Raw genomic sequence first — 23,908 nt, 5'->3', positions numbered from 1 at the left:
GGTCAGGCGCCGGTCGGGCGCAGCGAGTAAGTCTTGAGTTGTGCTGCGAAGTCGCGCAGTGCCTGGATGCCGCTGGTTTCGGCCTCGTGTACCCAGTCTTTCATGGCAGCCAGCATGTCGTGGCCGTTGGCACTGGTGCGCGCCCAGATCTGCTGCAGGGCCAGGCGTTTTTCGTAGATGGTTTTCAGTGCCTGGCTGTGCGCGAGCATGGACTCGATGCGCACGTGGTGGCGGTCTTCCAGCAGGCTGGTTTCGCGCGAGAGCAGCCGTTTGGCACGGCGGAAGCGGTAACGCACCGAGGCGTCGACACGGGCCAGTTCCTGTTTCACCAGCGGGCCGATCACCAGCTTGCGGTACTGGGCCATGATCTGGAAGCGGTTGTTGAGGATGGCCATGGCGGTGTCCATGTCCAGGCTGGCCTTGCCGGCCACCCGGTGGGCGATGGGCGCCACGCGCTGCACCTTGGCCAGACGCAGCAGGCAGAACAAGCGGATCCACGCCCAGCCCATGTCGAACTCCCAGCGTTTGACCGAGAGCTTGGCCGAGTTGGGGTAGGTGTGGTGGTTATTGTGCAGTTCTTCACCGCCGATGATGATGCCCCAGGGCACCAGGTTGGTGGCGGCGTCGCGGCATTCGAAGTTGCGATAGCCCAGGGCATGGCCCAGGCCGTTGACCACACCGGCGGCCCAGAACGGAATCCACATCATCTGCACCGCCCAGATGGTGATGCCCAGGGTGCCGAACAGCAGCAGATCGATCACCGCCATCAGTGCGATGCCGCCCAGTTTGTAACGCGAGTACAGGTTGCGCTCAATCCAGTCATCCGGGCAGTTCTTGCCATAGATGCGCAGGGTTTCGGGGTTGCGTGCCTCTTCACGGTACAGCTCGGCACCTTTGCGCAGCACCGTGCCCAGGCCCTTGTACACCGGGCTGTGCGGGTCGTCGGGGGTTTCGCACTTGGCGTGGTGCTTGCGGTGGACGGCGGTCCACTCACGGGTGTTCTGCGCCGTGGTCAGCCACAGCCAGAAGCGGAAGAAGTGCTTGAGCGCGCCGTTGAGCTCCAGGGCCCGGTGCGCGGAGTAGCGATGCAGGTAGACCGTGACGCTGACAATGGTCACGTGGGTCATCAACAGAGTGATGCCGACCAGTTGCCAGGCCGACAGGTCGAGCAGGCCGTTATACCACATAGGTGCAAATACCCTCGAAATGCAGGGGGAAGGGCTGATTATCCCTTGGCGGGGAAATAAAACCAGTCAACCGTTGAGATAGGAGGTCACGACATGTTTCAGCCTTTATAATGCCCGCTCCTTTTTGATGGCCTTTCCCACCCGACATGTCTGTTTCCGTTCGCGACGCCTTGCGCATGGCTGCGCTGTATGTGGTGCTCTCGATCCTCTGGCTTGCGCTGGCAGAGGTGATGCTGCACAGCATGACTGACGACCCCTTGGCATTGACTGTGGGGCGGCAGATCAACGTGGTGGTCTGGGTGCTGCTCAGTGCCGTGCTGATCTACGTGTCGCGTGTGCGCCTGCTCAATTTCATCGGCCATGGCGCGCGTTTGCGTTGCGAAGACCGTGAACGGCTGCGCATGGCTGCCGCGGTGTTCGACAGTACCCTCGAGGGTGTGCTGGTGACCGACCGCCAAGGCCTGATCGTGCACGTCAATCGTGCCTTCATGCGCATCACCGGCTACCAGCAGGACGAGGTCATCGGCCATCGCCCGAGCAAGTTCAAGTCGGGCCGCCATGGCCTGGCCTTCTACCAGGAAATTTTTGCCACCCTGGCCGAGAAGGGCGAGTGGAGTGGTGAAATCTGGAACCGGCGCAAAAGCGGGGAAATCTACCCGCAGTGGCAGACCATTTGCGCCATTCGTGATGACGAAGGTGAGCTCAGCCATTACGTGGCGGTGTTCAGTGACATCAGCGCCATCAAGCATTCGGAACAAGAGCTTGCCTACCTCGCCCACCACGACCCGCTGACCGGCCTGCCCAACCGCCTGCTGTTTACCGACCGGGTGGAGCAGGCATTGGCGGCGGCGCAGGCCAACAAGCGCGGTTGCGCCCTGTTGCTGCTGGACCTGGATCATTTCCAGAGCATAAACGACGGCCTGGGCCATACCATTGGCGACCAGTTGCTGAAGCTGGTAGGCGAGCGTCTGGGAGAGGTGTTGGGTAACGGCATGACCCTGGCGCGACTGGGCGGCGACGAGTTCGGCGTGCTGGCCGAGAACTGCCAGCAGGTTGGCCAGGCGGGCAAGCTGGCGCAGTGCATCATCGAGCGCATGCGTGAGCCGTTTCAGTTCGAGGGCAATCGTCTGTTCATCAGCGCCAGCGTCGGAATCAGCCTGTTCCCCAGCGATGCCTTGAGTGCCGAGCAGTTGCTGCGCAATGCCGACTCGGCGTTGTACAAGGCCAAAAGCAACGGTCGGGCCTGTTATGCGCTGTACACCGAAGAGCTGACCGCCCACGCCCAGCATCGGGTCGAGACCGCCGCCGAATTGCGTCGGGCCCTGGAGCAGGATGAACTGCGGGTGTACTTTCAGCCGGTACACGACTTGGCGACGGGCCGGCAGGTCGGGGTCGAGGCGTTGGTGCGCTGGCAGCACCCCGGGCGCGGACTGGTACCGCCGAGTGAGTTCATCCCGATTGCCGAACGCACCGGCCTGATTGCCGAGATCGATACCTGGGTGCTGCAACAGGCCTGTCGGCAAATGGTGCAGTGGCAGGCTGAAGGCCGGCAGCTGGCATTTGTTGGGGTGAACATCTCCAGTCGCCTGTTTGGCCAGCATGAGCTGTATCGGCAGGTAGCCGAAGTGCTGCACGACACCGGCCTGGCCCCGGCCTTGCTGGAGCTGGAAGTGACCGAAAGCGCGGTGATGGAAGACCCTGAGGTGGCGCTGGAGCAACTGCACCGCTTGCGCGAACTGGGGGTGACCCTGGCCATCGACGACTTTGGCACGGGGTATTCGTCACTGCTGCGGCTCAAGCGTTTGCCGGTGCAGAAGCTGAAAATCGACCAAGGGTTTGTGGCTGGGTTGCCAGTGGATGAAGACGACATCGCCATTGTGCGGGTGATCATCGCCTTGGCCCGTAGCATGGGTATGCAGGTGCATGCCGAGGGCATCGAGCAGGCGGAACAGGCCAGCTTCCTGTTGCAGGAGGAGTGCCAGTTGGGGCAAGGGTACTGGTTCGGGCGGCCAGTGCCGGCTGCGGATCTTCGCTGGGATTGAGACCGGGCTGCAAAGCAGCCCTCAGATTTCAACGCTTGTTCAAACCCTTCGCCAGGCGGTCCCCGCCCAGCTGGATCAACGCCACTAACGCTACCAGCATGGCGATCACGGTCAGCATGATCTGGCTGTCGAAACGCTGGTAGCCATACCGATAGGCGATATCCCCCAGCCCGCCGGCACCAATCGCCCCGGCCATCGCCGACGAGTTGATCAAGGTCACCAAGGTAATGGTGAAGCCCCCGACGATCCCCGGCAGCGCCTCGGGCAACAGTACATGCCAGACGATGTGCCAGCGCCGGCAGCCCATGGCCTGTGCGGCTTCCACCAGACCATGGTCGACCTCACGCAGGCTGACCTCGGCAATCCGCGCAAAGAACGGTGTGGCGGCAATGGTCAGCGGTACCACTGCCGCCCACACACCATAAGTGGTACCCACCACCAGGCGGGTGAAAGGAATCAGTGCAACCATCAGGATCAGAAACGGAATCGAGCGGAACAGGTTGACGAAGGCGCCCAGCACCCGGTTCAGCAGCCGCGCCTCGAAGATCCCACCCTTGTCGCTGGTGACCAGCAGCACCGCCATGGGTACACCCACCAGCAGGGCGATCAGTGACGAAACCCCAACCATCAGCAGCGTATCAAGCAAGCCTTCCAGCAGGCGATCAAACCACATGGCCCAATACCTCCACGTCCTCGGCCCAACGGCGGGCACGTTCCAGCAATTGATGGGTGTCGTGCGGCGAGTGTTGCACCGAGAGGATGAGTTGCCCCAAGGCATGTTCGCCGATGGTTTCCACGCCGCCCTGCAGCAGACGCACACGCCCGCCCAGGTCGTTGAACAGGGCAGACAGCTCTGGCTCGCCAAGCACCGTCAGTTTCAGCACTACGGCGCTGTTGCCGCTCGCCGGGTGGGCCTGGAGGCTGGCTTGCAGTGCGGCGGGTAGCTTGGCCTGCAAAGGGGCGAGCAGGGTGCGGGTAACCTCGTGACGAGGTGAACCAAACACCCGCCAGACCTCGCCCTGCTCGACCACTGCGCCGCGTTCCAGCACCACAACCCGGTGGCAGATGTCGCGAATCACCGCCATTTCGTGGGTGATCAGCACGATGGTCAGCCCCAGGCGCTGGTTGATATCGCGCAGCAGCTCCAGGATCGAGGCGGTGGTTTCCGGGTCCAGCGCCGAGGTGGCCTCGTCGCACAGCAGGATCTCGGGGGTGTGCACCAGTGCCCGGGCAATGCCCACGCGCTGTTTCTGCCCGCCGGACAGTTGCGCCGGGTACACGTGATGTTTTTCCTGCAGGCCGACCAGTTCCAGCAATTCGCGCACCTTGCGCTGGCGTTCGGCTTTTGCCACGCCGGCGACTTTCAACGGCAACTCGACGTTCTGCCACACGGTCTTGGCCGACATCAGGTTGAAGTGCTGGAAGATCATGCCGATGCGCCGGCGCAGGGCCACAAGCTGGTCCTCATTGAAAGGCGCGATATCCACCTGGTCGATCAATACGCGGCCCTGGCTGGGTTGCTCCAGGCGGTTGATGGTGCGCAGCAGTGATGACTTACCGGCGCCGCTGCGGCCGATGATGCCGAAGATCTCGCCATGGCGGATGTTCAAGTCAATGCCTTGCAAGGCCGGTTGCGCCTGGCCCGGGTAGGTCTTGCCCAGGCCGATGAAGCGCACGTGGGCTTCATTGACCTCGGGGCGCAGGGCCTGTTCCCTGGCCGCTGGCGGCAGTGCTTGGGGTGTAGGCGCCCTGAGCGCGCTGGCCTGGCTCATGTCAGCCTTCCCAGCCGGCTTGGTAGAGCTTGCCGTGAGCTTTGTTCAACGCAGCGCGCACCGCTGGCGAATGCTGGTAGATGTCGACGAACTTGGCCAGGCGTGGATCGTCCTTGCTTTGCGGGCGAATGACGAACTGGATCACGTATTCCTTGTTTTCCAGCCCGTCGAACAGCAACGCCGAGGTGGCATCGAAGGTGTTGGCCAGGCGGATGTAGGCCGGGTAACCCTGCACCAGGTCGGCGTCGTCGTAGGCACGTACCAGTTGCACCGCCTCCACCTGAAGGATCTTCAGCTTTTTCGGGTGGGCGACGATGTCATCCTCGGTGGCCTTGTAGCCCACGCCGGGCTTCAGGGTGATCAACCCGGCCTTGGCCAGCAGCAGCAGGCCACGGCCGCTGTTGATCGGGTCGTTGGCGATGGCCACGCTGGCGCCTTCAGGCAGCTCGGCAAAGCTTTTGTACTTTTTCGAGTACAGGCCAACGTTGTTGATGATGCCCGGGGCGTAAGGCACGAGGTTGAAGCCTGCAGCAGCCTTGGCGTTTTCCAGGAAAGGGATGTGCTGGAAGTAGTTCGCGTCGATGTCGCCGCTGTTGAGGCTGACATTGGGCGCAATCCAGTCGCTGAACTCGATCAGCTTCACTTCCAGGCCTTGCTTGTGGGCTTCTTCCACCGCGGCTTCCAGCGGAATGGCAAAGGCCGAGGTGGTACCGATCTTCAACGGCTCGGCAGCAAGGGCACCGGCGCACAGGCCGAGGGTGATGGCAATGGCCGCGACGGGCCGGAACAGTTTCTCAAGCATGGTGCAGGGCTCCAGTCGGGGCAGGGGTAAAGCGGTAAGCCGAGCCAGGATGGTCGGCGGGTAAGTGCGGGTGGTCGGCCTGGAACAGTTTTTCGCGCAGGGTGCCTTCGGTGTAGGCCGTCTTGTAGCGGCCACGCAGCTGAAGTTGCGGGATGACCAGCTCGACGAAGTCCTCGAAGCTCTCCGGGGTGACGGTGCGGGTCAGGTTGAAACCGTCCAGGCCGGTTTCATCGATCCACGCGATCAACTGCTCGGCCACCTGTTCAGGCGCGCCGACCAGGGTTACGTAGCGGCCGCCCAGGGCGTGTTGCTGCAACAGGCGCCGGCGGGTCCAGGCGTTGTCTTGCAACTGGCGCGTGGCTGACTGGATGGCGTTGCCCTGGCTGAAGGCAATGGGTTGGTCCAGTTCATAGGCGGCGAAGTCGATGCCAGTGGACGCGGCGAAGTGCGCGACGCCCGCTTCGGCGCTGGCGTGGCGCAGGTACTCGGCGTGTTTGGCCTGGGCCAGTTGCTCGGTGGCCGCGACGATCACCGTGATGCCCATGAACACTTTGACTGCCTGCGGGTCGCGGCCGGCGACCTGGGTGGCCGCGCGAACCTTGTCGACCTGGGCACGGGTGGCTGCCTTGTCTTGGCCACTGATGAACACGCATTCGGCATGGTTGCCGGCGAAGGCCAAGCCACGCGCAGAGCTGCCAGCCTGGAACAGCACCGGGGTGCGCTGGGGTGAGGGCTCGCACAGGTGGTAGCCTTCGACCTTGTAGAACTCGCCCTGGTGCTGAACCTTGCGCACCTTGTCGGGCGTGGCATAGACGCGATGCTCGCGGTCGGCGACCACTGCGTCATCGGCCCAACTGCCTTCCAGCAGCTTGTACAACACCTGCAGGTATTCATCGGCCTGGTCGTAGCGGCGATCATGCGCCGGTTGCTGCGCCAGGCCCATGGCCCGGGCAGCGCTGTCGAGGTAGCCGGTGACAATGTTCCAGCCCACCCGGCCATTGCTCAGGTGGTCGAGTGTGGAAAGTCGCCGGGCGAACAGGTACGGCGCCTCGTAGGTGAGGTTGGCGGTAAGGCCAAAACCCAGGTGACGAGTGACTGCAGCCATGGCGGAGACCAGCAGCAGCGGGTCGTTGACAGGCAGCTGGATCGACTCCTTGAGGGTGACGTCCAGAGACTTGCCGTAGATGTCGTAGGTGCCGACGATGTCGGCAATGAAAAGCCCGTCGAACAGACCCCGCTCCAGCAGGCGTGCCAGGTTGGTCCAGTAGTCCAGGGTCTTGTACTGGGTTGAAGTGTCCCGTGGGTGGGTCCACAGACCGTGGTTGATGTGCCCGATGCAGTTCATGTTGAAGGCATTGAGCAGAATCTGCTTGGCCATCAGATGGTCCCCCGGCGTGGCGGGTTGGCATCGTTGAGGTAGTAGTTGCCGATGGCGTGGTACTTCCAGCGCACCGGGTCGTGCAGGGTGTGCACGCGAGCGTTGCGCCAGTGGCGGTCGAGGTTGTGTTCGGCCAATGTTGCCTGGCTGCCGCCCAGTTCGAACAGGGTGGTACCGGCGGTGAGGGAAATTTCGGTGCTGATGGCGCGTGCTTCGGCCACGGCAATGGAGGCGGCGGCCACGTTGTCGGCAGTGCTGTCGTCGCGGGCGCGGTCGAGGTATTCGCCTGCGCGCTCCAGCAGGGCTTCGGCCGCATGCAAGCGGATCGCCAGATGGCCGAAGCTTTTCAGCGTCAGCGGGTCATCCGTGGCCTTGTCCAGGCCGGAGTCGACCCACGGACGGCTGCGGGTGCGCACGAAGTGCAGGGCGTCTTCATAGGCGGCGCGGGCAATGCCGGTGTCGATGGCGGCATGGAGGATCTGCGCCAGCGGGCCGACCGGGGTAGGGCGCTCGAAGGCGCTTTGGAACGGCACCACGTCGGCTGCGCTGACGTACACGTTATCGAACACCACCGAACCGCTGCCGGTGGTGCGCTGGCCGAAGCCGCTCCAGTCGTCGATCACCTGCAGCCCTTGGCTGTCGGCCGGGACGAAGGCCAACTGTTGTATGCCTTGTTCATCCACGACCGAGGTTGGAATGCGTTGGGCATAGATGGCGCCTGTGGAATAGAACTTGCGCCCGTTGATGCGGAAACCGTCGCCGTCACGGCTCAGGCGGGTGGTGCGCTCGTGGGCGGTCTTGGTGCCCAGCTCGGCCAGGGCATTGCCGAAACGGCGGCCGGCCAGTACCTCGGTGTACAGGCGCTGTTGCTGTTCGGGGCTGCCGTTTACCCGCAGCACTTCCAGACCGTAGAAATGATTCTGCGGAATCTGCCCCAGCGAACCGTCGGCCTGCGCGATACGGGCGATGACCTTGGCCAGGGTGACGTTGGATACGCCGGCACCGCCGAAGGCTTTGGGCACGCTGATGGCCCACAGGCCGGAGCGGGTGAACAGCTCGAGTTCGGCCAGCGGCAGGCGGCGCTCGCGGTCGCGCAAGGCGCTGTCGCGGCGCAGTTGCTGGGCGATGTCTTCGGCGACGGCCAGGGCTTGGGCGTCGTTGGTGATGATAGCGATTGTCATGGAGTTCTCCGGGGGCCGCTTTGTGGCCCTTCGCGGGCTTGTCCGCTCCCACAGGTGAAGTGATGCCCGTTCAGGCGGTGGCAATCCTGTGGGAGCGGGCAAGCCCGCGAAGGGCTGCGCAGCAGCCCCAAAGGCAGCAAATCAGATCCAGGAATGCCGTGCAGGCAGGGTGCCGTTAAGGTGGTAAGCGCCCACCGCGTGGTACTTCCAGCGCACCGGGTCGTGCAGGGTGTGCACCCGAGCGTTTCGCCAGTGGCGGTCGAGGTTGAACTCGGCAAGGGTGGCGCGGCTGCCGGCCAGCTCGAACAGCTTTTCGCTGGCCTGCAGGGCAATTTCGGTAGTCAGCACCTTGGCCTCGGCCACCGCAATCGAGGCACGTGCCGCACTGGCTGCGTCGATAGGCGCAGCATTGACCTCGTCGAGTACCCGAGCGGCTTTGCGCAGCAGCGCTTCGGCGGCGTGCAGCTCGAGTTTCAGGCGGCCGATGTCGGCAATTACATAAGGGTCGTCACTGGCACGGTCGACGTTGGCTTCAATCCACGGCCGGGACTTTTCGCGCACGAAGGTGATCGCATCATCGATAGCTGCTTCGGCGATGCCAGCGTCGATCGCCGCCTGGATCAGCTGCGAAGCGGCGCCCTGAATGTTGGGGATATCGCGCTGGCGCCAGTTGTCGATTACCAGTTCTGCGTCCACCGGCACCTGGTCCAGCAGCACGGTACCGCTGGCGGTGGTGCGCTGGCCGAACCCGGACCAGTCATCGACAATGCGCAACCCCGGGCTGCCCCGGCGCACGAATGCCAGGCGCTGGCGGCCTTCGTCGTCGAGGGCTTTTACCGCCACCCAATGGGCGAACAAGGCACCGGTGGAGTAGAACTTCTCGCCACTTATGCGGTAGCTGTCGCCGGCGCGCGTGATTCGGGCCTTGAGGGTGAGGGTATCCCTGGTGCCACGCTCAGGCCCGGCATTGCCGATGCGCCAGCCGTCGAGCACGCTGCGAAAGATCCGCGCTTGCTGCGCCTCGCTGGCCGTCAGGCGCAGCAGTTGCAGCATGCCGAACTGGTTCTGCGGGATCTGCCCCAGGGCGGGGTCGGCGGCGCTGATCAGGCGGAACACTTCGGCGACGGTTGCGAACGATACGTCGGGGCCACCGTAGGCCTTGGGTACGCTGATGCTGCCCAGACCGCTGCGGGTAAACAGTTCGATTTCGGCCCAGGGCAGTTTGCGTTGCTGGTCGCGCCGGGCAGCTTGCTCACGGGCGACATCGGCCAGTTCGCGGGCCGCTTGCAGGGCCTCGGCGTCGTTGCGCAGTACCTTGGCCGGCAGCAGCGGGGGCGAGCTGTCCAGATCGCTATGGAATTGGGTGTTGGCTTGGCTGGGCATCAGTGCCGCTCCTTGGCTGCACTCAATGCCCTGGCGTTACGCACTGGGGTGATTGTGATCCTGACCATTCCTGACCTCACAAAATAGTTATGTCGCTACAGCTGATCGCGACAGATGTGTGCTGGTCCGGTGGTCCGGTTTATATACCCTAATGATTTATAAAAATTTTATGAACTAACTTTTTGGAATATTTATAGAAGGGGGGGATTTGTTAAGGGCGTGCTGGCCTCTTCGCGGGTAAACCCGCTCCTACACATGCCTCAAGATCTGTGCATTCACTGTAGGAGCGGGTTTACCCGCGAAAGGGCCGGAACAGGTTTACTCGGAGGCCGCAGTCCCGAGGAACTTGCGCAAGAACTGCCGGGTACGTTCTTCCTTCGGCGCCGCGAACAGCGCCTTGGCTTCGCCCTGCTCCACGATCACGCCCTTGTCGAAGAAGATCACCCGGTTCGCCACGTCCCGGGCAAAGCTCATCTCGTGGGTGACGATGATCATGGTGCGCTTTTCCTCGGCCAGGCCGCGGATGGTCGCCAATACTTCACCGACCAGCTCCGGGTCCAGCGCCGAGGTCGGTTCGTCGAACAGGATTACCTCTGGTTCCATGGCCAGGGCGCGGGCGATGGCCACGCGTTGCTGCTGGCCGCCGGACAGGCGCCGTGGGTAGGCGTCTTCCTTGCCCGCCAGGCCGACTTTGGCCAGCAGGCGCCGGCCGAGCTCGATGGCCTGTTCGCGAGGCGTCTTCTTGACGATCACCGGCCCCTCGATCACGTTCTCCAGGGCAGTGCGATGGGGGAACAGGTTGAAGTTCTGGAACACGAACCCGGCTTGCTGGCGCAAACGGCGAATCGCACCCTGCTGCCCGCCCAAAGGGCGGTTGGCATCGATGCTGATGGCGCCGATCTGGATCTGCCCGGCATCGGGGGTTTCCAGCAGGTTAAGGCAGCGCAAGAAGGTGGTTTTGCCCGAGCCACTGGGGCCGATGATGGCCACCACTTCACCGGGCTGCACGGTCAGGTCAATACCGTTGAGCACGGTCTGGCCCTTGAACCGCTTGGTCAGGCCTTTGACTTCAATCATGCTCAATGCTCCTGGTCATGCTGGTTGACCCGCGCTTCCATGCGGTTCTGGAAGTGCGCAAGGATGCTGCACAGCACCCAGTAGATGACCGCGACCGCCACGTACATGGTGAACACTTCGAACGTGCGCGCTGTAATCAGCTGGGCTTGGCGGAACAGCTCGGGCACCTGGATGGTTGCCGCCAGGGCAGTGTCCTTTACCAGCGAGATGAAGCTGTTGCCCAGCGGTGGCAGCGCGGTGCGCAAGGCCTGTGGCAGGATCGCCCGGCGCATGGCTTGCACGCGGGTCATGCCGATGCTGGCGGCTGCTTCCCACTGGCCACGGTCGATCGAGGAAATGGCTGCGCGCAGGATCTCGCAGATGTAGGCCGCCATGTTCAGCGACAGGCCGATCAGCGAAGCGGGGATTGGGTCGAGCTCGATGCCGATTTGCGGCATGCCGAAATAGATGACGAACAGCTGCACCAGCAGCGGCGTGCCGCGGAAGAACGACACGTAGACCCGCGCCAGCCAGTTCAGCGGCAGAATCTTCGACAGCCGCATCAGCGCCAGGGCAAAGCCCAGCACCAGACCGAAGAACATGCCGCCGACACTGAGCAGCACCGTATAACCCGCGCCCTTCAGCAGGAAGGGCGCGGAATCGACAACGAGTTGCAGGCTTTCAGCGATCATTTGGTGACATCGGCACCGAAGTACTTCTCGGACAGCTTGGCCAGCGTGCCGTCAGCTTTTAGCTTGTCGATGGCCTTGTTGATAGCTGCCAACAGTTCCGGCTCACCTTTGCGCAGGGCCACGCCGCTTTCCAGGCGCGAGAAGGCATCGCCAGCAAGTTGGGTGTCCTTGGCTTTTTGCGCGTATTCCAGCGCCGCCAGGCGGTCGATCAGGATGGCGTCGATACGGCCGTTGCGCAGGTCAGCGAACTTGCTTGGGTCGTCTTCATAGGTGCGCACATCGGCTTGCGGCACGTCTTTTTTCACCCACTGTTCGTAGTTGGTGCCAAGGCCTACGCCGACCTTTTTGCCGGCCAGGTCCTGTGCGCCCTTGATGTTCAGCTGCTCGGCTTTCTTCTTCAGGATCAGTGCCTGGATGCCGGAGACAGTGTAGGGCTCGGAGAAGTCGTACTTTTTCTTGCGCTCTTCGGAAATGGTCACCTGATTGACCACTACATCCAGGCGTTTGGATTCCAGCGCGGCGAGGATGCCGTCCCACTTGGTCGGCTGGATCTTGGCCTTGACCCCCAGCTCCTTGGCCAGCAGCTCAGACAGCTCCACTTCGAAGCCGGTCAGTTTGCCGTTTTCGTCCTGGAAGCTGAATGGCGGGTAGGTGCCCTCGAGGCCGACGTTGATGACGCCTTTTTCCTGAATGGTCTTCAATTGCTCGCCGGCGAAAGCCTGGCTGAGCAGGCCGGCACCCAGCAGGAGGGCCAGGCTGGCGTTGAGTAGCGGTTTGGCGAATTTCGACATGTCAGAGCCCCGCGCTTGTTGTCTAGGTAGTGAGGTGGCGACTATAGGGTTGGCTGATTAGGCCGGGAAATACTAAAAAATAACTTTAATATTCCTTTTTTGATTTGCGCCAGGTGCTGGCTGCTTTGAGGGTAGGCGACGATACCCACTCCGTCATCGCGGCTTATGCCTGACTTAGTGCAGGATGGAATAAAGCGTTGTTTTTTCCAAGCCTCAGATTTGCCGTAAAGTGGATTGCAGCAGGCAGGTTCGGCCTTTTCGCGGGCCTGGCAACAAAATCAGATGGCCTATACGGCAGGAGAACACCGTGAGCGAACAACCTTCATCCGCGCATTGGCAGTTGCAGAGCATTGTCACTGGCCTGCGCGGGGCCCGTGAGCAATGGCGCACCCGTAATGGCCGCAGTATTGGCGAGCAGGGCGGGCGCGAGCTGCCGTCGCGTGAAGCGATGCGACAGATTCTGGAGCAACTGTGCGGGGCGCTGTTCCCCATGCGCCTGGGGCCAGTCGACCTGCGCGAAGAAAGTGAAGACTTCTACGTCGGCCATACCCTGGATGCCGCGCTGACCGCCTTGCTGGCCCAGGCTCGTCTTGAACTTCGTTACGCGGCACGGCAAAGCAAGGCTGAGCTGGCGGGCGTCGACGCCCGTGCGCTGAGCCTGATCCAGGGCTTTGCAGCTGCGCTACCGGAACTGCGCGTTCTGCTCGACACCGATGTGCTGGCCGCCTACCACGGCGACCCGGCAGCGCGCAGCGTCGATGAAGTGCTGCTGTGCTACCCGGGCATCCTGGCGATCATCCATCACCGGCTGGCACACCACCTGTACAAGGCTGGGCTGCCGCTGCTGGCGCGGATCAGTTCGGAGCTGGCGCATTCGGCCACCGGTATCGACATTCACCCGGGGGCGCAGATCGGCCCGAGCTTCTTCATCGATCATGGTACGGGTGTGGTCATTGGTGAAACCGCGATCATCGGCGAGCGCGTGCGCATCTACCAGGCGGTGACCCTGGGCGCCAAGCGTTTCCCCAGCGATGAGTCGGGTACGCTGCATAAAGGCCTGCCACGCCACCCGATCGTCGAGGACGATGTGGTGATCTATGCCGGGGCCACGGTGCTGGGGCGTATTACCATCGGTAAGGGTTCGACCATTGGCGGTAATGTGTGGCTGACGCGCAGTGTGCCGGCTGAAAGCAACATTACTCAGGCCAACCTGCAACTGGATTGCCAGGACAAGAACTGATCCCGCATTGCGATTGCCTTGCTGGCCTCTTCGCGGGCAAGCCCGCGCCTACGACGGACGTACCAGATGTAGGTGCGGGTTTACCCGCAAGAGGCCGAAACAGGACGACACCAATCGGCGCCCCAATTCGCATTGAAATCCGATCCATGTTTAACTTGAACGCTTGTTCAATGAAAAACGCTGGTCCGCTGCCGGTGTTCAACAGGAGGATTCCTTTGCTGAACCCGTTCATTCCGAACCTCACGTCATTCGACGAGGTGCACGCCCTATGAGTGCACCGAACCCTTCCGCTGCCAACGGCAAAATCCGCATGAACCCCCCGGTGTTCTACTTTGCGGCGAGTTTCATCCTCATCTTTGGCCTGGTAGTCATCTCCAACCCGCAAGCCGCAGGTGACTGGTTGCTGGCGGCGCAGAACTGGGCGGCCAACACGGTCGGCTGGTACTACATGCTGGCGATGACGCTGTACCTGGTCTTCGTGGTGGTCACCGCCTTGTCTGGCTACGGCAAGATCAAACTCGGTGCCGACCACGACGAACCCGAGTTCAGCTACCTGTCGTGGGCCGGCATGCTGTTCGCCGCCGGCATCAGCATCACGCTGTTCTTCTTCTGTGTCTCCGAACCGCTGACCCACATGCTGCAACCGCCCCAAGGCGAAGCCGGCACGGTCGAGGCCGGGCGCCAGGCGATGCAGATCCTGTTCCTGCACTGGGGCCTGCATGGCTGGGGGGTGTTCGCCTTCGTCGGCATGGCATTGGCCTATTTCGCCTACCGGCATAACCTGCCGCTGGCCCTGCGTTCGGCGCTGTACCCGCTGATTGGCAAGCGCATCAACGGCCCGATCGGTTATGCGGTGGATGGCTTCGGCATCATCGCCACGGTGTTCGGCCTGGGCGCCGACATGGGCTTTGGGGTGCTGCATCTGAACGCCGGTCTGGACTACCTGTTCGGCATCAGCCACAGCCAGTGGGTGCAGGTGATCCTCATCACCCTGATGATGGGCGCGGCTGTGGCCGTAGCCGTGGCCGGGGTGGAGAAGGGGGTGCGGGTGATGAGCGACATCAACCTGTTCCTGGCCTGTGCGCTGCTGCTGTTCGTGCTGTTCGCCGGGCCTACCCAGCACCTGTTCAACACGCTGATCCAGAACCTGGGCGACTACCTGGGTGCGTTGCCGCGCAAGAGCTTCGACGTGTATGCCTATGGTGAAAACCGGGGCTGGCTGGGCGGCTGGACCGTGTTCTACTGGGCCTGGTGGATTGCCTGGGCGCCGTTCGTGGGCCTGTTCATCGCCCGCATCTCCCGTGGCCGTACCATCCGTGAGTTCGTCTTTGGCGTGCTGCTGATTCCGCTGGGCTTCACCCTGGCGTGGATGTCGATCTTCGGCAATAGCGCCCTGGACCAGGTGATCAACCACGGCATGACCGCACTGGGCCAGTCGGCGCTGGACAACCCGTCGATGAGCCTGTACCTGCTGCTGGAAACCTACCCCTGGAGCAAGGCAGTCATCGCCACCACGGTGTTCATCAGCTTCGTGTTCTTCGTCACCTCGGCCGACTCGGGCACCGTGGTGCTGTCGACCTTGTCGGCCAAGGGCGGTGACGCTGATGAAGATGGGCCGAACTGGCTGCGTATCTTTTGGGGGGCGATGACTGCACTGATCACCAGTGCGCTGTTGTTCGCTGGCAGCATTGATTCGCTGAAGTCGGCAGTGGTGCTGACGTCGCTGCCGTTCTCGCTCATTCTGCTGTGCATGATGTGGGGGCTGCACAAGGCGTTCTACCTGGAGTCGCAGCGGCAGATCGCGCAGATGCACTCGCTGGCCCCGTTCGCCCAGTCACGTCGCGGCCGTGGCGGCTGGCGCCAGCGCCTGAGCCAGGCGGTGCACTTCCCGTCACGAGATGAGGTGTACCGTTTCATGGATGATGTGGTGCGCCCGGCGATTGCCGATGTGCGTGAAGTGTTCGAGCAGAAAGGCCTGGTACTGATTACCCAGGACGACCCTAGCCATGACAACGTCAGCCTGAAGATTGGCCATGGCGAGGAACAGCCGTTCATTTACCAAGTGCAGATGCGTGGCTATTTCACACCATCGTTCGCCTTGGGGGGGCTGGGTACGCAGGAGTTGAAGAACCGCCGCTATTACCGGGCGGAGGTGCACCTGAGCGAAGGCAGCCAGAACTATGACCTGGTGGGCTACAGCAAGGAGCAGATCATCAACGACATCCTCGACCAGTACGAGCGGCACATGCAGTACCTGCACCTGGTGCGCTGACCAAGCTCTCCTGTCCTGGGCTCTTCGCAGGCAAGCCCGCGAAGAGCCCAGGACAGGCAACCGCTAGTAGGGTGCATCCCCAAGGATGGTCGCCCGGTGCATCACCCGCCGGTTCGGCCGGTAATCATCCACCGCAAAATGCTGGGTCACGCGGTTGTCCCAGAACGCCACGTCATTCTCCTGCCAACGCCAGCGAATGCTGAACTCCGGTCGCGTCGCATGGGCGAACAGCAGCCTCAGCAGCGCATCGCTTTCCAGTTCGCTCAGTTCATTGATGCGTGTAGTGAACCCTTCATTGACGAACAACGCCTTGCGCCCGCTCACCGGATGCGTGCGCACCACCGGGTGCGACAGCGGTGGGTTGTTGCGCCGGGTGGCCTCCCAGCGCGTCAGGTCTTCCGGCGTGGTGCCAAAGCGCTCCAGCGGGAACGACTTGGTGAAGTCGTGGGTAGCGGTCAGCCCGTCCAGCATTGCACGCAGCGGCGCCGACAAGGCCTCGAAGGCCGCAATGCCGCTGGCCCAAAGGGTATCGCCACCGTAAGCAGGCAATTGCTTGGCGCTGAGTACCGCGCCCAGTGCCGGGGTCGGCAAAAAGGTCACGTCGGTGTGCCACACGGCGTTGTCGCGCACATCGGTAACCGCCGTGTCGAGCACCAGCACCTGCGGGGTGTCCGGCACGTTGGGGTAAATCGGGTGGATGTGCAGGTCGCCGAAGCGGGCGGCAAAGCGCGCCTGCTGTTCCGGGTTGATCGGCTGGTCACGGAGGAACAGCACCTGGTGCTGGAGCAGTGCCTGTTCGATGGCATCGCGCTCTTCTGCGCTGATATCGCGGCTGATGTCCACGCCGCTGATCTGGGCGCCGAGTGCTGGGCTTAGGGGAGTGATGGTCAGGCTCATGTCGGTCTCTTCAATCGGGCGCCAGTGTGCTGGCGTGGACAATGGAATTCAGTGAATCTGCCCATGCCAGGGCACCAGCTTGCGTTGCAGGGCACGCAGGCTCATTTCCAGAGCGAAGGCGATCAGGGCGATCAGCAGGATGCCCAGCACCACCACGTCGGTGACCAGAAACTGCGCCGCCGATTGCACCATGAAGCCCAGGCCGCTGGTGGCGGCGATCAGTTCAGCGGCCACCAGGGTCGACCAGCCGACCCCCAGGCCAATGCGGATGCCGGTAAGGATGTCAGGCAATGCACTGGGCAAAATGACGTGGCGGATCAGTTGGGCCTTGGTTGCGCCCAGCGACTGCGCCGCGCGCAGCTTGGCCGGATCTACCGTGCGCACACCGGTGGCTGTGGCAATGGCGATGGGGGCGAAGATTGCCAGGTAGATCAGCAGCACTTTCGACAACTCGCCGATACCGCACCAGATGACGATCAGCGGCAGGTAGGCCAGCGGCGGGATGGGCCGGTAGAACTCGATCAGCGGGTCGAGAATGCCGCGGGCTACGCGGTTGTAGCCGATAGCGATGCCGACTGGTATTGCGGTCAGGGTCGCAGCCACCAGCGCCAGGCCGATGCGGCCCAGGCTTGCGCCCAGGTGCTGCCACAGGCTGGCATCCATGTAGCCTTGGGTCAGCAAGGTCCATGCCTTGGCCAGGATGTCACCGGGCGAGGGCAGGAACAGGGGCTCTACCCAACCGGCAGCCGTCACCAGCCACCAGACCAGTAGCAGGCTGGCCAGGGTCAGGGTGCTGATCCAGCGGGTGGACAGTGGGCGGCGTAGCGTGGCGGCTGGCCGGGTTTGGGTGTTGTGTTTGCCGGCGACCGGCAGGTCCAGGCTGCTCATGCGCGCTCCTGCAGGCTTTGGCGTTGGGAAAACACCCGCGCCAGCACATGCTCGCGGGTTTCGATGAAGGCTGGATCGGACTTGATGGCCCGGGCCGATTCGCCAGCGGCATAGCGCTGGCCGAAGTTCAGCTGCAGGCGTTCCACTACGCGTCCCGGGTTGGGCGCCAGCAGTACCAGTTCGCTGGCGAGGAACACCGCTTCTTCGATGTCGTGGGTAATCAGGAACACCGGCTTGGCGGTGCGTTGCCAAACTTGCAATAGCAGCTCTTGCATCTGCTCACGGGTGAAGGCATCGAGGGCACCGAACGGTTCATCCATCAGCAGTACCCGAGGGTCAGCCGCCAGCGCCCGGGCAAGGCCCACGCGCTGCTTCTGGCCACCGGACAATTGCCAGATACGCCGTTCGCCGAAGCCATCGAGGTCGACCAGGGTGAGCATTTCGCGGGCCTTGGCCTCACGCTGGGCGCGGGGTACGCCGGCCAGTTCGAGGCCGAAGGCGACGTTGCCCAGCACGTTCTGCCATGGCAGCAGGGCATCGTCCTGGAACACCACGCCGCGTTCTGCACCGGGGCCCTGCACCGGCACACCATCGAGGGTGATGTGACCGCCACTGGGGGCGACGAAGCCGGCGATCAGGTTGAGCAGTGAGGTCTTGCCGCTGCCGGAAGGCCCCAGGGCCACCAGCAGTTGGCGTGGTCCCAGGCTCAGGTTGATGTCGGCCAGCACCGGGGTGCTGGCGCCTGGGTACTGTGCGCTGATGCGCTCCAGCTCGAGCAAGGCCATGACGGGCTCCGGATCAGTTTGGAAGGAACTTGGCGCTGACGTACGGCGAGTAGTCCGGCAGCACTGCTTCGACTTTGCCTTGCTGCTTGAGGAAGTTGGCGGTGTCCGTCAGCGCTTGGGTGGTCGGCGCGCCCAGGGCGTTGGCCTGGTCAGCGGCCAGCGGGTAGACGTTGCCCTCCAGCAGCACCGGGATGTCGCTGGCCTTGGCACCGGACAGCTTCACCAGCTTGTCTACGTTGCCCTTGTCGGCCAGCCAGGCTTTCGGGTCCTTGCGGTAGTCGGCGTAGGCATCGAGGGTGACTTTGGCAAAGGCCTTGACCACATCAGGGTGTTTCTCGGCGAAGTCCTTGCGCACGATCCAGGCATCGAAGGTAGGCGCGCCTTTCTGTGCCAGCTCACCAGAGGTGATCAGGACCTTGCCGTTTTCCTTGGCCACGCCCAGGGCCGGGTCCCACACGTAGGTCGCATCGATGTCGCCGCGCTTCCAGGCGGCAATGATGGCTGGCGGCGCCAGGTTGAGAATCTGTACCTTGGAAGGGTCGATATTCCAGCTTTTCAGTGCGGCAAGCAGGCTGTAATGCCCGGTGGACACGAACGGGACGGCGACCTTCTTGCCGATCAGGTCTTGCGGCGACTTGATGCTGTCACGGGCCACCAACGCTTCACCCGCGCCAATCTGGGTGGCGATGAGGAAGGTTTCAACCGGCAGCTTGCGGGTGGCGGCAGCGGCCAGCGGGCTGGAGCCCAGGTAGCCGATCTGCACGTCGCCGCTGGCCACGGCAGTGATCACGTCTGCGCCGTTATCAAATTTGCGCCAGTCGATGCTGGCCTTGCTGGCTTTTTCGTAGTCGCCATCGACCTGTGCCACTTTGGCCGGGTCGACAGTGGTCTGGTAGGCCACTGTCAGGTCGGCTGCCTGGGCCAACCAGCTGGTGCTGGCGAGGGTCAGGGCGGCGAACAGGCGCAGCGGAGCGTGCGGGATCATGGTTGAACCTCTCGTCAGGCAAGTCGGGTTGGATGACGAGAAGGCTAAATGATCTAAGAAAATTAAAATAAATAACTTTTTTGCATTAGCTTAGGAGCCAAACGCTTTAAAGCCAGGCGTTTCGCAGGCGAACAAGGGGTGAGTGCGCCATGACCCGTGGCGAAATCAGAGAGGCGTGCGAGGCGTTCTAGGCCCGATAGAACGATTTGGCATTAGGTTATGAGCAAACGTTTGCAAATAACCAAAAGTTATTAAATGAGTCGCAGCTACAACGAATGGCAGTAAAGGTTCCTAATATATTCCTTAAAAGTCTTACAAATTCATAAAACAGTCATTTTGGATTTATAGGATTGTCATTATCCTGTAGCGCAGGTGGCGTCTTAGACCAAAGTCGCGAAACGTTTAGAAACGATTGACTTAACAGTCACGCTTTGGGACTAAATCGCCCATCCCGGTGAGCGGGGCATCAGACCCCTCCGCCAGAGATACACAAAAATTAGAACGTAGAGGAGCAAAACATGTACAAGTCCAGCCTGGCTCTGGCCGTGGCACTGGGGGTTCTCGCCCAACAAGCAGGCGCTGCCGGTTTCGTTGAGGACAGCAAACTGTCGCTCAGCTCGCGCACCATGTACTACAACGGCGACAACCGTGAAGATCACGCAAAACCGGGTGCGGAGCGCCCGGATCAGCGTGAGTCGGGCCAGGGCTTCAAGCTCGACTACATCTCGGGCTTTACCCAAGGCACCGTAGGCTTTGGTGTTGATGCCCAAGCGCTGTGGGGTATTCACCTGGATGGTGGCGAGGGTTACCACAAGTCCGGCTTCTTCCCGGATGACGGCAAAGGTTCTGCAGCCCAGTGGGCTCGTTTCGGTGCCAATGCCAAGGCGCGCTTCTCCAAGACCGAAGCGCATTTCGGTAGCGCGCTCGCACCGAACCTGCCGATCCTGGTTTCCAACGATGGCCGTCTGCTGCCACAAACCTTCGAGGGTGGCACCATCCAGTCGAAGGAAATCGACAACCTGACCATCAACGCGGGTCAGCTGACCCACGCCATGGGCCGTGCTTCGAGCAACCGTACCGGTCTGTCTGTCGCCGGTTCCAATGCCGAGAGCAACAAGTTCCGCTATGGTGGCCTGGACTACAAGCTCACTCCAGACCTGACCCTGCAGTACTACTACTCGAACCTGGAAGACTTCTACAAGCAGCACTTCCTGGGCGCGACCCACGTGTTCAAGATCGCTGACGACCAGTCGTTCAAGACCGACCTGCGCTACTTCGACAGCAGCAGCGACGGCAAGAATGGCAACGACAGCGCTTACAACTTCAACAACAACGGTGGCTACGCCAAAAACACCGGCGAGATCGACAACAAGACCTGGTCCGCCATGTTCACCTATACCTTGGGTGGCCACGCGCTGATGCTCGGTCACCAGCAAGTGGGTGACGACGGTGGCTTCGTATGGTTGAACCAGGGCAGCCTGAGCAACGACAGCGGCACCTCGGAAGGTGCTGGCGGCTCCAGCTTCTACCTGTTCACCGACAGCATGATCAACCAGTTCGCCCGTGCTGGTGAAAACACCACCTTCGGTCAGTACTCCTATGACTTCGCGGCGCTGGGTGTGCCAGGCCTGAAGGCATCGGTTGCTTACCTGCGTGGTGACGATATCCGCAACAAGTCGGGCAGCGGTACCTACAATGAATGGGAACGCGATGCGCGCATCGACTACACCCTCCAGGAAGGTGCCCTCAAAGGCTTGGGCTTCAGCCTGCGCCAAGGCGTGTACCGTGGTGCCGGCGAGAGCAGTGCCGACCAGGATCAGGCTCGCTTCATCGTGAACTACACTTACAGCTTCCTGTAAGTCGTAGCCACAAAGAAAGCCTCGCCTAGTGCGAGGCTTTTTTGTGCCTGCTAATTCGTATGCGTTATGGTTATAAATAAATCGTTATTTATTCTTTTTATTTTTAACTGAATGCAGGCACATTGAGCCCATACGGTACAGAACCCAGCCCAGGAGCCGCAGCCCATGAGCCTCAAACTCGGCGATATCGCCCCCGATTTCGAACAGGATTCCAGCGAAGGCAAGATCCGCTTCCACGAGTGGCTGGGCAACAGCTGGGGGGTGTTGTTCTCCCACCCGGCCGACTTCACCCCGGTGTGCACCACCGAGTTGGGCCTGACCGCCAAGCTGAAGGACGAGTTTGCCAAGCGCGGGGTCAAGGCCATCGCCCTGTCGGTGGACCCGGTCGACTCGCATCACAAGTGGATCGATGACATCAACGAAACACAGAATACCGTGGTCAACTTCCCGATCATTGCTGACGCTGACCGCAAAGTGTCCGACCTTTACGACCTGATCCACCCGAACGCCAGCGACACCCTGACCGTGCGCTCGCTGTTCATCATCGACCCGAATAAAAAGGTGCGCCTGACCATTACCTACCCGGCCAGTACCGGGCGCAACTTCAACGAAATTCTGCGGGTGATCGACTCGCTGCAGCTGACCGACAACCACAAGGTCGCCACACCGGGTAACTGGCAGGACGGCGATGAAGTGGTGATCGTGCCTTCGCTCAAAGACGAGGAGGAGATCAAGCAGCGCTTCCCCAAAGGTTACCGGGCGGTCAAACCCTATCTGCGCCTAACCCCTCAACCCAATCGTTAATGGATTCCTCGTTGCATTGCTCTTAGCCAAGCAGGGATTTTCGGGCCGTTTCGACGGCCCTTTTTTATGCCTGTAAAAACTGTGGGAGCGGGCGCGCCCGCGAGGAGGGCTTTATGGGTAAAGACAATAATGGAATAAACAAATGAAAAAATATGATTTCTAGATATATGTAGCAGCTGTTAATGTCTCCTCCAACAGAACACAAGGAAGCGCAGCAATGCTGGTCGTCTCAATCGGTGGTAGCCCAAGTCTCCGTTCACGCTCCGGCGTGCTGCTCGAGCGTTCGCGCCAGTGGCTGCAGGATCGCGGCGTTGAAGTGGTGACATTCCAAGTGCGTGACTTTCCCGCCGAAGACCTGCTGCATGCCCGTTTCGACAGCCCGCATGTGCAACACTTTCAGCAGCTGGTGGCCCAGGCCGATGGCCTGATCGTCTCCACCCCGGTGTACAAGGCTTCGTTTTCCGGTGCCCTGAAAACCTTGCTTGACCTGCTGCCCGAGCGCGCCCTGGCCCACAAGATCGTGTTGCCCATCGCCACTGGCGGCAGCATCGCCCACATGCTGGCGGTGGATTACGCATTGAAGCCGGTGCTGTCGGCACTCAAGGCACAAGAGACCCTGCAAGGGATCTTTGCCGACGACAGCCAGGTGGCTTACGCAGAAGGTACAAAGCCCGCGCAGTTGGTACAGGCGCTGGAAGAACGCCTGCACGACTCGCTGGAAACCTTCCACGTCGCCCTGGCCCGTCGGCCGCGCCCCGTGGCCCCTGGCGTACTGAACGAACGTCTGATCAGCGCTCGCTGGAGCATCTGAACGGCATTACCCGCTTCACCACCTTACTCGCCCGTTAACGAGGCAAGCAGGTGCAACCCGAACCCCATTCGCACAGGAGAGCGCCATGCGCACAGTCTTCTTGCGTCGTGGTCTGGTCGCCCTGTTTGCGGCGGCTGTGTCCTTCGGCGCCATTACCCAAGCCCAGGCCGAGAGCCTGCGTATCGGTTACCAGAAATACGGCACCTTGGTGCTGCTCAAGGCCAAGGGCACGCTGGAGAAGCGCCTGGCCGAGCAGGGAGTACAGGTGCAATGGACCGAATTCCCCGGCGGCCCGCAGCTGCTTGAAGGGCTGAACGTCGGCTCCATCGATTTCGGCGTAACCGGCGAGACGCCTCCTGTGTTCGCTCAGGCCGCTGGCGCCGACCTGCTCTACGTGGCCTACGAGCCGCCAGCGCCGCACAGCGAAGCGATCCTGGTGCCCAAGGGCTCGCCGATCCAGTCGGTGAAGGACCTCAAGGGTAAAAAGGTCGTCCTCAACAAAGGCTCCAACGTGCACTACCTGCTGGTCCGCGCCCTGGAAGACGCCGGCCTCAAGTACAGCGACATCCAGCCTGTCTACCTGCCGCCAGCCGACGCCCGCGCCGCCTTCGAGCGCGGCAGCGTGGATGCCTGGGTGATCTGGGACCCTTACCAGGCCGCCGCCGAGCAGCAGCTGCAAGCGCGCACCCTGCGTGACGGCAAGGGCCTGGTCGACAACCACCAGTTCTACCTCGCCACCCGCAACTATGCGACACAGCACCCAGCGGTGATCAACACCGTGATCGAGGAAGTGCGCGCCGTGGGTGAATGGTCCCAGGCCAACCCGCAAGAGGTGACCGACCAGGTTGCCCCGCTGCTCGGCCTGCCTGCCGGCATCACCCTGACCTCTGTCAAACGCCAAGGCTACGGCGCTGCGCCGCTGACCCCGGACGTGGTGGCCGCGCAGCAGAAGATCGCCGACACGTTCCAGGCGCTGAAGCTTATTCCCAAGCCGCTGAGCATCAAGGACGTGATCTGGACACCCCCTGCCAAAGTCGCTAGCGCGCCTTGATTGACTGCCAGTGCCGGGGCGCCGCTCCGGCT

21 protein-coding genes are annotated in these 23,908 nt (G+C 62.1%); 7 read left to right on the top strand and 14 right to left on the bottom strand.

All coding sequences use genetic code 11. The annotated features are described in order from the left end of the window. Positions 1–2 precede the first annotated feature (2 nt). On the bottom strand, positions 3–1,187 hold the full coding sequence (desA, locus tag BJQ17_RS11700) for a delta-9 fatty acid desaturase DesA (protein ID WP_004576383.1): 1,185 nt from the start codon (positions 1,185–1,187) through the stop codon (positions 3–5). A gap of 146 nt (positions 1,188–1,333) precedes the next feature. Between desA and dibA the strand changes: the two genes are divergently transcribed. After that, complete coding sequence (gene dibA / locus BJQ17_RS11695) at positions 1,334–3,229, top strand: phosphodiesterase DibA (RefSeq protein ID WP_033726065.1); 1,896 nt, start codon at positions 1,334–1,336, stop codon at positions 3,227–3,229. Positions 3,230–3,257: 28 nt separating this feature from the next. On the opposite strand, the gene BJQ17_RS11690 is transcribed toward dibA, so the two are convergent. The 9 genes from BJQ17_RS11690 to tcyJ all read right to left on the bottom strand — a co-directional run bounded on the left by BJQ17_RS11690 (position 3,258) and on the right by tcyJ (position 12,284). After that, on the bottom strand, positions 3,258–3,902 hold the full coding sequence (locus tag BJQ17_RS11690; RefSeq protein WP_003255861.1) for a methionine ABC transporter permease: 645 nt from the start codon (positions 3,900–3,902) through the stop codon (positions 3,258–3,260). Beyond that, a complete protein-coding gene (locus BJQ17_RS11685) occupies positions 3,892–5,001 on the bottom strand; it encodes a methionine ABC transporter ATP-binding protein (RefSeq protein ID WP_070096098.1) in 1,110 nt (369 codons plus the stop codon). Before BJQ17_RS11685 ends, BJQ17_RS11690 begins: the two co-directional genes overlap by 11 nt. 1 nt (position 5,002) lies before the next feature. Beyond that, entirely contained in the window at positions 5,003–5,803 is an 801-nt protein-coding gene (locus BJQ17_RS11680) for a MetQ/NlpA family ABC transporter substrate-binding protein (protein WP_070096097.1), read from the bottom strand. Further along, on the bottom strand, positions 5,796–7,181 hold the full coding sequence (locus BJQ17_RS11675) for an LLM class flavin-dependent oxidoreductase (protein ID WP_070096096.1): 1,386 nt from the start codon (positions 7,179–7,181) through the stop codon (positions 5,796–5,798). The genes BJQ17_RS11680 and BJQ17_RS11675 overlap by 8 nt, the downstream gene beginning before the upstream one ends. Continuing rightward, the gene (locus BJQ17_RS11670; protein WP_060538820.1) at positions 7,181–8,362 is read right to left on the bottom strand and encodes an SfnB family sulfur acquisition oxidoreductase; all 1,182 of its coding nucleotides are present in this window, start codon (positions 8,360–8,362) and stop codon (positions 7,181–7,183) included. Before BJQ17_RS11670 ends, BJQ17_RS11675 begins: the two co-directional genes overlap by 1 nt. A gap of 141 nt (positions 8,363–8,503) precedes the next feature. Continuing rightward, positions 8,504–9,745 carry an SfnB family sulfur acquisition oxidoreductase gene (locus tag BJQ17_RS11665; protein ID WP_070096095.1) on the bottom strand — a complete coding sequence of 414 codons (1,242 nt, stop codon included), beginning with the start codon at positions 9,743–9,745 and terminating at the stop codon, positions 8,504–8,506. A 318-nt stretch (positions 9,746–10,063) separates the two neighbouring features. After that, the gene (tcyN, locus tag BJQ17_RS11660; RefSeq protein ID WP_003255850.1) at positions 10,064–10,822 is read right to left on the bottom strand and encodes an L-cystine ABC transporter ATP-binding protein TcyN; all 759 of its coding nucleotides are present in this window, start codon (positions 10,820–10,822) and stop codon (positions 10,064–10,066) included. A 2-nt stretch (positions 10,823–10,824) separates the two neighbouring features. After that, on the bottom strand, positions 10,825–11,493 hold the full coding sequence (gene tcyL / locus BJQ17_RS11655) for a cystine ABC transporter permease (RefSeq protein WP_003255849.1): 669 nt from the start codon (positions 11,491–11,493) through the stop codon (positions 10,825–10,827). After that, the gene (gene tcyJ / locus BJQ17_RS11650; RefSeq protein ID WP_003255847.1) at positions 11,490–12,284 is read right to left on the bottom strand and encodes a cystine ABC transporter substrate-binding protein; all 795 of its coding nucleotides are present in this window, start codon (positions 12,282–12,284) and stop codon (positions 11,490–11,492) included. Before tcyJ ends, tcyL begins: the two co-directional genes overlap by 4 nt. 307 nt (positions 12,285–12,591) lie before the next feature. Here tcyJ and epsC point away from each other — a divergent pair, with 307 nt between their 5' ends. Together epsC and betT are read left to right on the top strand one after the other, a co-directional pair. After that, a complete protein-coding gene (gene epsC, locus BJQ17_RS11645; RefSeq protein WP_003255846.1) occupies positions 12,592–13,524 on the top strand; it encodes a serine O-acetyltransferase EpsC in 933 nt (310 codons plus the stop codon). 268 nt (positions 13,525–13,792) lie between these two features. After that, complete coding sequence (betT, locus tag BJQ17_RS11640) at positions 13,793–15,796, top strand: choline transporter BetT (protein WP_003255844.1); 2,004 nt, start codon at positions 13,793–13,795, stop codon at positions 15,794–15,796. A gap of 63 nt (positions 15,797–15,859) precedes the next feature. Here betT and tauD read toward each other — a convergent pair whose 3' ends face one another. The 4 genes from tauD to tauA are packed head-to-tail and all read right to left on the bottom strand — an operon-like array spanning position 15,860 to position 19,351. After that, positions 15,860–16,693 (bottom strand): taurine dioxygenase, encoded by an 834-nt coding sequence (gene tauD / locus BJQ17_RS11635; RefSeq protein WP_003255843.1) that lies wholly within the window; start codon positions 16,691–16,693, stop codon positions 15,860–15,862. A 48-nt stretch (positions 16,694–16,741) separates the two neighbouring features. Then, positions 16,742–17,581, bottom strand: coding sequence for a taurine ABC transporter permease TauC (gene tauC / locus BJQ17_RS11630; protein WP_003255842.1), 840 nt, complete (start codon positions 17,579–17,581; stop codon positions 16,742–16,744). Beyond that, positions 17,578–18,366, bottom strand: coding sequence for a taurine ABC transporter ATP-binding subunit (gene tauB, locus BJQ17_RS11625; RefSeq protein WP_010951613.1), 789 nt, complete (start codon positions 18,364–18,366; stop codon positions 17,578–17,580). Before tauB ends, tauC begins: the two co-directional genes overlap by 4 nt. 13 nt (positions 18,367–18,379) lie before the next feature. Beyond that, on the bottom strand, positions 18,380–19,351 hold the full coding sequence (gene tauA / locus BJQ17_RS11620; RefSeq protein WP_003255840.1) for a taurine ABC transporter substrate-binding protein: 972 nt from the start codon (positions 19,349–19,351) through the stop codon (positions 18,380–18,382). A 518-nt stretch (positions 19,352–19,869) separates the two neighbouring features. Between tauA and BJQ17_RS11615 the strand changes: the two genes are divergently transcribed. The 4 genes from BJQ17_RS11615 (at position 19,870) to BJQ17_RS11600 (ending at position 23,876) form a co-directional block, all read left to right on the top strand. Then, positions 19,870–21,210: an OprD family porin gene (locus BJQ17_RS11615; RefSeq protein ID WP_003255838.1), complete on the top strand. Its 1,341-nt coding sequence runs from the start codon at positions 19,870–19,872 to the stop codon at positions 21,208–21,210. Between the two features lie 165 nt (positions 21,211–21,375). Further along, positions 21,376–22,014, top strand: coding sequence for a peroxiredoxin (locus BJQ17_RS11610; RefSeq protein WP_003255836.1), 639 nt, complete (start codon positions 21,376–21,378; stop codon positions 22,012–22,014). Positions 22,015–22,231: 217 nt separating this feature from the next. Continuing rightward, entirely contained in the window at positions 22,232–22,825 is a 594-nt protein-coding gene (gene ssuE / locus BJQ17_RS11605; protein ID WP_003255835.1) for an NADPH-dependent FMN reductase, read from the top strand. 85 nt (positions 22,826–22,910) lie between these two features. Further along, the gene (locus tag BJQ17_RS11600; RefSeq protein ID WP_004576375.1) at positions 22,911–23,876 is read left to right on the top strand and encodes a sulfonate ABC transporter substrate-binding protein; all 966 of its coding nucleotides are present in this window, start codon (positions 22,911–22,913) and stop codon (positions 23,874–23,876) included. Positions 23,877–23,908 lie beyond the last annotated feature (32 nt).

The sequence above is a fragment of the Pseudomonas sp. NBRC 111139 genome, from assembly GCF_001753955.1.
Lineage (GTDB): Bacteria > Pseudomonadota > Gammaproteobacteria > Pseudomonadales > Pseudomonadaceae > Aquipseudomonas > Aquipseudomonas alloputida.
The sequence above is the reverse complement of the archived record's forward strand: the minus strand, read 5'-3'. Positions and strand labels throughout refer to the sequence as shown.

Coding starts and splice junctions, on each gene's coding strand:
- BJQ17_RS11610 (WP_003255836.1), top strand. CDS start 21,376: ATGAGCCTCAAACTCGGCGATATCGCCCCCGATTTCGAACAGGATTCC.
- BJQ17_RS11600 (WP_004576375.1), top strand. CDS start 22,911: ATGCGCACAGTCTTCTTGCGTCGTGGTCTGGTCGCCCTGTTTGCGGCG.
- tcyJ (WP_003255847.1), bottom strand. CDS start 12,284: ATGTCGAAATTCGCCAAACCGCTACTCAACGCCAGCCTGGCCCTCCTG.
- BJQ17_RS11690 (WP_003255861.1), bottom strand. CDS start 3,902: ATGTGGTTTGATCGCCTGCTGGAAGGCTTGCTTGATACGCTGCTGATG.
- desA (WP_004576383.1), bottom strand. CDS start 1,187: ATGTGGTATAACGGCCTGCTCGACCTGTCGGCCTGGCAACTGGTCGGC.
- dibA (WP_033726065.1), top strand. CDS start 1,334: ATGTCTGTTTCCGTTCGCGACGCCTTGCGCATGGCTGCGCTGTATGTG.
- tcyN (WP_003255850.1), bottom strand. CDS start 10,822: ATGATTGAAGTCAAAGGCCTGACCAAGCGGTTCAAGGGCCAGACCGTG.
- betT (WP_003255844.1), top strand. CDS start 13,793: ATGAGTGCACCGAACCCTTCCGCTGCCAACGGCAAAATCCGCATGAAC.
- BJQ17_RS11680 (WP_070096097.1), bottom strand. CDS start 5,803: ATGCTTGAGAAACTGTTCCGGCCCGTCGCGGCCATTGCCATCACCCTC.
- tauB (WP_010951613.1), bottom strand. CDS start 18,366: ATGGCCTTGCTCGAGCTGGAGCGCATCAGCGCACAGTACCCAGGCGCC.
- BJQ17_RS11665 (WP_070096095.1), bottom strand. CDS start 9,745: ATGCCCAGCCAAGCCAACACCCAATTCCATAGCGATCTGGACAGCTCG.
- BJQ17_RS11615 (WP_003255838.1), top strand. CDS start 19,870: ATGTACAAGTCCAGCCTGGCTCTGGCCGTGGCACTGGGGGTTCTCGCC.
- ssuE (WP_003255835.1), top strand. CDS start 22,232: ATGCTGGTCGTCTCAATCGGTGGTAGCCCAAGTCTCCGTTCACGCTCC.
- tauD (WP_003255843.1), bottom strand. CDS start 16,693: ATGAGCCTGACCATCACTCCCCTAAGCCCAGCACTCGGCGCCCAGATC.
- BJQ17_RS11675 (WP_070096096.1), bottom strand. CDS start 7,181: ATGGCCAAGCAGATTCTGCTCAATGCCTTCAACATGAACTGCATCGGG.
- BJQ17_RS11670 (WP_060538820.1), bottom strand. CDS start 8,362: ATGACAATCGCTATCATCACCAACGACGCCCAAGCCCTGGCCGTCGCC.
- BJQ17_RS11685 (WP_070096098.1), bottom strand. CDS start 5,001: ATGAGCCAGGCCAGCGCGCTCAGGGCGCCTACACCCCAAGCACTGCCG.
- tcyL (WP_003255849.1), bottom strand. CDS start 11,493: ATGATCGCTGAAAGCCTGCAACTCGTTGTCGATTCCGCGCCCTTCCTG.
- tauA (WP_003255840.1), bottom strand. CDS start 19,351: ATGATCCCGCACGCTCCGCTGCGCCTGTTCGCCGCCCTGACCCTCGCC.
- tauC (WP_003255842.1), bottom strand. CDS start 17,581: ATGAGCAGCCTGGACCTGCCGGTCGCCGGCAAACACAACACCCAAACC.